Here is a 6,293-nt window from a genome sequence, read left to right on the forward strand (position 1 = left end):
GCACAGGAGATATTATCGCGGTGCTGGATACCTATGCCCGTCGTCAGTCGGCGGTGCGCTCGGCACAAGAGGAGCTAGAAGTTGCTCGATCGAAGTTGGCACAAGTAGCCTCTGGAGCCAAACAGGGCGAGATTCAAGCACAGCAAGCGACGATCGGCAGGTTCCAAGCCGAACGGGACACTCAGACAGGCGCACAGCAAGCGACGGTAGCTAGAGTCATCGCCGAAACAAGCACACAAACCGCATCACAGCAAGCGACTGTAGCTAGGGTAATTGCGGAAACAGCAACCCAAATCGACGCGCAGAAGGCAACGATCGCCGAATCGCAAGCAGAACTCGAAAACGCGCAGTTGGAGTACAAACGTTATGAAACCTTGTATCAACAGGGCGTAGTTACGGCATCCATTCGCGATAGCAAACGCTTGAACGCACAAACAGCTCAGCAAAAAGTCAATCGAGATCGAGCCAATTTGAATCGAATTACAGCTTCGGGCAAGCAGCAAATAGCTGAAGCTTCAGCCAATTTACGCCGGATTCAAACATCGGGACAACAGCAAATAAATGAAGCCAAAGCTAACCTGCGAAAGATTGAAACATCGATGCAGCAACAGGTTAAAGAAAGTCAATTTACCTTAAATAAAATTGCTGAAGTGCGTCCGGTAGATATCAAAGTTGCTCGATCGCAAGTAGCTCAAGCCCAGGCAAATGTCGCCCAAGCCCAGGCAAATCTGGATGCAGCAACGGTGCGATCGCCTCAAGCGGGGAAAGTCCTCAAAATACATACTCGCGCTGGCGAACGGGTTGGCAATGACGGCATCATCAGCCTGGGACAAACCGATCGGATGGTAGCAGTAGCCGAAGTTTATGAATTAGATATCGGTCGGATTCGCGTGGGACAGAATGCAACTGTGACGAGTAAAAATAATGCTTTTCCAGAAGTACTGCGAGGCAAAGTTGTTGAAGTCGGACTAGAGATTAATAAACAAGATGTCTTAAATACCGATCCGGCGGCTAAGTTTGATGCGCGGGTGGTAGAGGTGAAAGTGCTATTGGATGAAGCTTCTAGCCGTCGGGTGGCAGGTTTAACTAATTTAAGCATTCAAGTCGCGATCGATGTTAAATCTTGAGGAAATAGTATGGCTGAAATGATGCGGGACAAGATTGGCAAAAAGAAGAAACCACTGTTTTTGTCCTGGTTACAGTTACGAAAAGAACGGACGAAGCTGCTGGTGGCGATCGCGGGGATTAGTTTTGCCGATGTGCTGATGTTTTTACAAATGGGCTTTCAGGGCGCGTTATTTAGCAGCGCGGTGGAGTTTCATCATAGCCTCAACGGTGAAATTGTGATGGTGAGCAGTCGATCGAGAGCGTTGATTTCCCTCGATAGGTTTACCGAGCGGCGGTTGTATCAGGCAGTAGGTATAACGGGTGTCGCATCCGTCAGTCCGATCTATCTCGATGCCATTCAGTGGCGCAATCCCTACAACAAAGAGACTTGGAATATTTATGCGATCGGGATTAACCCCGAACATCAGGTCTTAAATATCCCTGGTGTCGCCGCCAATCGTCAGCAATTGCGGGAACCGGATACAGCCCTATTTAACATGGGTTCTCGGCAAGAATTCGGGCCAATCTCGCAACGTTTTGAGGTGGGGGAGCCAGTAATTACTGAAATTAACCAACGCCAGGTGCAGATTCGGGGCTTATTTAATCTCAGCCCGACTTTCGGGATTAATGCCTACTTGGTAACGAGCGATGTCAATTTTTTACGGATGGCTCCCAATCGCCAAGGTGGATTAATTGATGTCGGGGTAATCAAACTCAAGCCTGGGGTAGATGTGCAAGCTGTGTTAACCCAGATGCGATCGCAGTTGCCCGATGATATCAAAGTGATGACTAGAGATGATTATGCCAGGGCGGAGGTGTCTTTTTGGAAGGCGAGTACGCCTGTGGGCTATACCTTCGATTTGGGTGTCGTCATTGCTTTTATTGTCGGGGCTGTCATTGTTTATCAGATTCTCTACAGCGATGTAACGGAGCATTTACCGGAATATGCCACGCTCAAGGCGATGGGATTTCGCGATCGCTATCTGCTGATTGTCGTTTTTCAAGAGTCGCTGATCTTAGCATCACTGGCATTTATTCCAGGTGTAGCGATCGCTTTGGGGATCTATCGGATTACTAATATTGCCACAATGCTGCCGATGGCAATGGATCTGGGGCGGGTGGCGTTCGTATTTATCCTAACTGTCATCATGAGTTCATCGTCTGCGGCGATCGCCGTGCGGAAGCTCCAAACTGCCGATCCTGCCGATATTTTTTAGGAGATAAAGATGTCCGCATCGTCAAAACTGCCAGCACCAGCGATCTCTATGACCGCTTTAAATCATTACTATGGTCGAGACTCACTGCGAAAACAGGTCTTGTTTGATATCGATCTGCAAATCGATCGGGGTGAGATTATTATTATGACTGGGCCGTCGGGTTCGGGCAAGACCACGCTATTGACGCTCATGGGGAGTTTGCGATCGGTTCAGGAAGGAAGTCTAAATATTTTGGGCAACGAGTTATTTAATGCTACCAAGGAACAGATGACCTTAGCGCGTCGCGATATCGGCTATATTTTTCAAGCTCACAACCTCCTAAACTTTCTCACCGTCTATCAAAACGTCGAGATGGCATTAGAAATCCAAGATGTGACTGCAACTGAGGCCGATAATCGGATTCGACAGATGTTGACCGCAGTAGGTTTAGACCACCGCATGGATTACTATCCCAGCGATTTATCTGGCGGTCAAAAACAGCGCGTCGCGATCGCTCGTGCCTTGGTAAGTCAGCCTAAAATTATCCTAGCAGACGAGCCAACGGCAGCATTAGATAAAAAGTCGGGACGCGATGTAGTGGAAATTATGGAAAAACTCGCCAAAGAACAAGGCTGTACGATCCTGCTAGTCACCCATGACAACCGCATTCTGGATCTTGCAGATCGGATTATTTATATGGAAGATGGCTATTTGGAAAGGTCGTGATGTCTAACAATAGCTCAACTGGAGTCGATCTCAAGCAGTGGTATTCAGCCGAGAGATCTGCAAAGGGGATGCTGCCGAGGATTGCTACAATGAGGATAATGAATGAGTTGGCGCAGGCGTTCCCCAGAAGCACGCCTGAGTTAGCGGTGGGAGTTGGTGCAAAGATTCCCACAACCACACAAGATCTAAAATTACCGCTACAAAACATAAATATGGATATCAAAGCGATCGCTACCACACGTCTAGAATGGACTGGAGATCTTTTAGCGATTGGGTTTTTTGAAGATGCTGTCGAACTCAGTGGCGATCTTGCCGAACTTAATAGTAAGTTGGCAGGTGTCATTGAAGCATTAATCGCTGAGACTGAATTTAAAGGAGCTAAATCCAGCAGCGCAGTCACGCGTGTCGGCGTCAATACCCCAATTCAAAAAATCATGCTGGTGGGGTTAGGTAAAGCCGAAGATCTCAAGCTCGATACCCTCCGCAAAGCTGGGGCGACAATTGCCCGCACCGCCAAACGCGAGAAAGCCAAGACTCTCGGCATCGCTCTCCCCGTCTGGAATGGCGATGGTGCCAGCACAGCTCAAGTAATTAGCGAAGGTTTGCTGCTGGCATTGCATCAAGATAATCGCTTCAAATCCGAAGTCAAGCCCGAAAATCACCTCAAGCTTAGTGAAGTTCACCTGCTCGAATCTGCCGGAAATGATGCGGCGATTAGCAAAGCGCAAGCAATCGCCGACGGCGTAATCTTAGCGCGAGAACTCGTATCTGCACCTGCGAATATCGTCACGCCGATGAGTATGGCAGAAACTGCCGAACAGATGTCTAAAGACTATGGATTTGCGCTCAAAATTTTGGAGCAAGCTGAGTGTGAAGCCCTCGGCATGGGTGCATTTTTAGGCGTAGCGCAAGCGTCCGAAATGCCCCCCAAATTTATCCACATGACTTATACACCTACCGGGACACCCCGCCGCAAAATCGCGATCGTTGGTAAAGGTTTAACCTTTGATTCTGGCGGCTTGAATATCAAAGGCGCAGGTAGCGGTATCGAAACCATGAAAATGGATATGGGTGGTGCTGCGGCGATGTTTGGGGCGGCAAAAGCGATCGGTCAGATCGAGCCAGATGTCGAAGTCCACTTCATCAGTGCAGTCACTGAAAACATGATTAGCGGTCGCGCCATGCACCCTGGGGACATCCTGACAGCATCAAACGGCAAAACGATCGAAATCAACAATACCGATGCTGAAGGGCGATTAACCCTAGCTGACGCGCTAGTTTATACCGATAAGTTGGGCTTGGATGCGATCGTCGATCTAGCTACCCTCACAGGTGCCTGTATCGTCGCATTGGGCGATGATATTTCCGGCTTGTGGAGTCCCGATAAGTCCCTCGCCGACGGCATCCTCGCCGCCGCCGAACTCGCAGGTGAAAATTTCTGGCAAATGCCCCTAGCCGACAAGTATTTCGACGGCATCAAATCACCCATCGCCGATCTCAAAAATACTGGCCCGCGCGGTGGTGGTTCGATTACTGCCGCTCTATTCCTCAAGCAGTTTGTCAAGGATACGCCCTGGGCGCATTTAGACGTAGCTGGGCCAGTTTGGAGCGATAAGGAAAGCGGCGTGAATAATGCTGGCGCGACGGGTCATCCGGTCAGAACTTTGGTAAATTGGGTCTTGAGTTAGGTTAGACTCGATCGGCTCAAACGTATGTGGTGGGCAGTGCCCACCCTACTTTTTTCTAACTTTACAGGTAACAAAGGCGATGGGGTGCAAATCGATGCCGCCAACAGCACGATCTCCATCAACAACAGCAAATTCACCAACAACGGTGATGATGGTTTTGATATCGATGCTTCTGGTACTGGCAATACAGTCAACGTCGCGAACTCCGAATTCACCAATAACAGTGATGATGGATTTGATATCCTCGGTACCAACAATTAAATATTATTCTGCTTGAGTACATCGATCGCAATAACCGCGCACGGTGGTTTCATAGGTAACTGCTTGTAAACCCGATCGCAGTCTGGCAAATTCTACCACAGGTAGCTCATCCCAGCCGATATCCTCGATCGCGCCGCATTGTTGACAGTGGAAGTGATGGTGGGATTCGACGATCGCATCGTAGCGCGATACACCTGCTTCGAGCAGTACCTCGCGGATCAATCCTGCCGCGCGGAGAGCTTGCAAGGAGCTATAGATCGTCGCTTGTGAGGAGACGGGACAAGATTGATTTAGATCCACCAAAAGCTGTTCGACCGTGGGATGATCGTTACGCGCGAGGAGATTGGCATACACGGCGAATCGTTGCGGTGTGACCCGCAAGCCTTTGGCTTTGAGTGTTTTGACGATCGCGTCTGTTGATGGCTGGCTCATTGCGAGGGACTAGCAACTGGTGACTAGTGACTAGTAGAGAGGTACTGTAATCTCCAATTATAATCCCAATTTTCCCAGAACGCTCGTTAAATATTAAAAGTTCTCAGTTAAATAGACCTCTTACCCTTGACTTATTCCTAAATTAGAACTATTCTGAGATGTGTGCGACATATCGCTCAGTTGCCAGTTGTCGCAAACGGCTGCGCTAAAAATAATTAGTCAAATTTAGGAGTAAATCATGGCTGTAGTCAACCAAAAAGTGCCCAACGTTGTATTCAAGACTCGCGTGCGCGACGAATCAGTCGAGGGGCCAAACCCTTTCAAATGGCAAGATACGACTACACAAGACATCTTCGCGGGCAAAAGAGTAGTTGTCTTCTCACTCCCTGGTGCCTTCACGCCTACCTGCTCCACCAGCCATCTCCCCGGCTATGATGCTGCCTATGACGAAATCAAAGCCTTGGGTGTTGACGAAGTGTACTGTGTATCTGTCAATGATGCTTTCGTGATGTTCCAATGGGGCAAGAACATGGAAGTGAAAAACGTCAAGCTCTTACCTGACGGTAACGGCGAATTCAGCCGGAAGATCGGCATGTTGGTCGAAAAGTCTAACTTAGGCTTTGGGATGCGGTCTTGGCGTTACTCGATGGTCGTCAACGACGGCAAGGTCGAGCAGGCATTCATTGAAGATGGTTACAGTGACAACTGTGAAACCGATCCTTTTGAAGTTTCTGATGTCAACACGATGTTGAATTATTTGAAAGGTGCCAAGGGTTAATTAATGCGTAGGTTGGGTAGAGTGAAGCGAAACCCAACTATTTCATCGATTGGTTCTGAGGCGGAGATCTTTACCCCACCCCAGCTCTCCCCTTTATAAGGGAAG

The 6,293-nt window shown here is 48.9% G+C and carries 7 protein-coding genes; 6 read left to right on the top strand and 1 reads right to left on the bottom strand.

Annotated features, from left to right (window positions below; genetic code table 11):
• From RMO52_RS19700 to RMO52_RS19720, 5 genes are all read left to right on the top strand, one after another.
• On the top strand, positions 1-1,127 hold a 1,127-nt coding region (locus RMO52_RS19700; protein WP_310417647.1), incomplete at its 5' end, for an HlyD family efflux transporter periplasmic adaptor subunit.
• A 9-nt stretch (positions 1,128-1,136) separates the two neighbouring features.
• Positions 1,137-2,324: an ABC transporter permease DevC gene (devC, locus tag RMO52_RS19705; RefSeq protein WP_309737808.1), complete on the top strand. Its 1,188-nt coding sequence runs from the start codon at positions 1,137-1,139 to the stop codon at positions 2,322-2,324.
• 9 nt (positions 2,325-2,333) lie between these two features.
• A complete protein-coding gene (locus RMO52_RS19710) occupies positions 2,334-3,029 on the top strand; it encodes a DevA family ABC transporter ATP-binding protein (protein ID WP_310417650.1) in 696 nt (231 codons plus the stop codon).
• Positions 3,030-3,241: 212 nt separating this feature from the next.
• Positions 3,242-4,717: a leucyl aminopeptidase gene (locus tag RMO52_RS19715; protein ID WP_310417656.1), complete on the top strand. Its 1,476-nt coding sequence runs from the start codon at positions 3,242-3,244 to the stop codon at positions 4,715-4,717.
• A gap of 24 nt (positions 4,718-4,741) precedes the next feature.
• Positions 4,742-4,978 (top strand): right-handed parallel beta-helix repeat-containing protein, encoded by a 237-nt coding sequence (locus tag RMO52_RS19720; protein ID WP_309741819.1) that lies wholly within the window; start codon positions 4,742-4,744, stop codon positions 4,976-4,978.
• A 3-nt stretch (positions 4,979-4,981) separates the two neighbouring features.
• Here RMO52_RS19720 and RMO52_RS19725 read toward each other — a convergent pair whose 3' ends face one another.
• Complete coding sequence (locus RMO52_RS19725; RefSeq protein WP_309741820.1) at positions 4,982-5,410, bottom strand: Fur family transcriptional regulator; 429 nt, start codon at positions 5,408-5,410, stop codon at positions 4,982-4,984.
• Between the two features lie 238 nt (positions 5,411-5,648).
• On the opposite strand from RMO52_RS19725, the gene RMO52_RS19730 reads away from it, so the two are divergent.
• Complete coding sequence (locus RMO52_RS19730) at positions 5,649-6,188, top strand: peroxiredoxin (protein ID WP_310417653.1); 540 nt, start codon at positions 5,649-5,651, stop codon at positions 6,186-6,188.
• The last annotated feature ends 105 nt before the right edge of the window (positions 6,189-6,293 follow it).

The organism is Chamaesiphon sp. OTE_8_metabat_110 (assembly GCF_031382685.1).
GTDB lineage: Bacteria > Cyanobacteriota > Cyanobacteriia > Cyanobacteriales > Chamaesiphonaceae > Chamaesiphon.

Bases quoted from the DNA above. Each gene is read 5' to 3' on its own strand.
- RMO52_RS19715 (WP_310417656.1), top strand. From the start codon at position 3,242: ATGGATATCAAAGCGATCGCTACCACACGTCTAGAATGGACTGGAGAT.
- RMO52_RS19710 (WP_310417650.1), top strand. From the start codon at position 2,334: ATGTCCGCATCGTCAAAACTGCCAGCACCAGCGATCTCTATGACCGCT.
- RMO52_RS19725 (WP_309741820.1), bottom strand. From the start codon at position 5,410: ATGAGCCAGCCATCAACAGACGCGATCGTCAAAACACTCAAAGCCAAA.
- devC (WP_309737808.1), top strand. From the start codon at position 1,137: ATGGCTGAAATGATGCGGGACAAGATTGGCAAAAAGAAGAAACCACTG.
- RMO52_RS19720 (WP_309741819.1), top strand. From the start codon at position 4,742: ATGTGGTGGGCAGTGCCCACCCTACTTTTTTCTAACTTTACAGGTAAC.
- RMO52_RS19730 (WP_310417653.1), top strand. From the start codon at position 5,649: ATGGCTGTAGTCAACCAAAAAGTGCCCAACGTTGTATTCAAGACTCGC.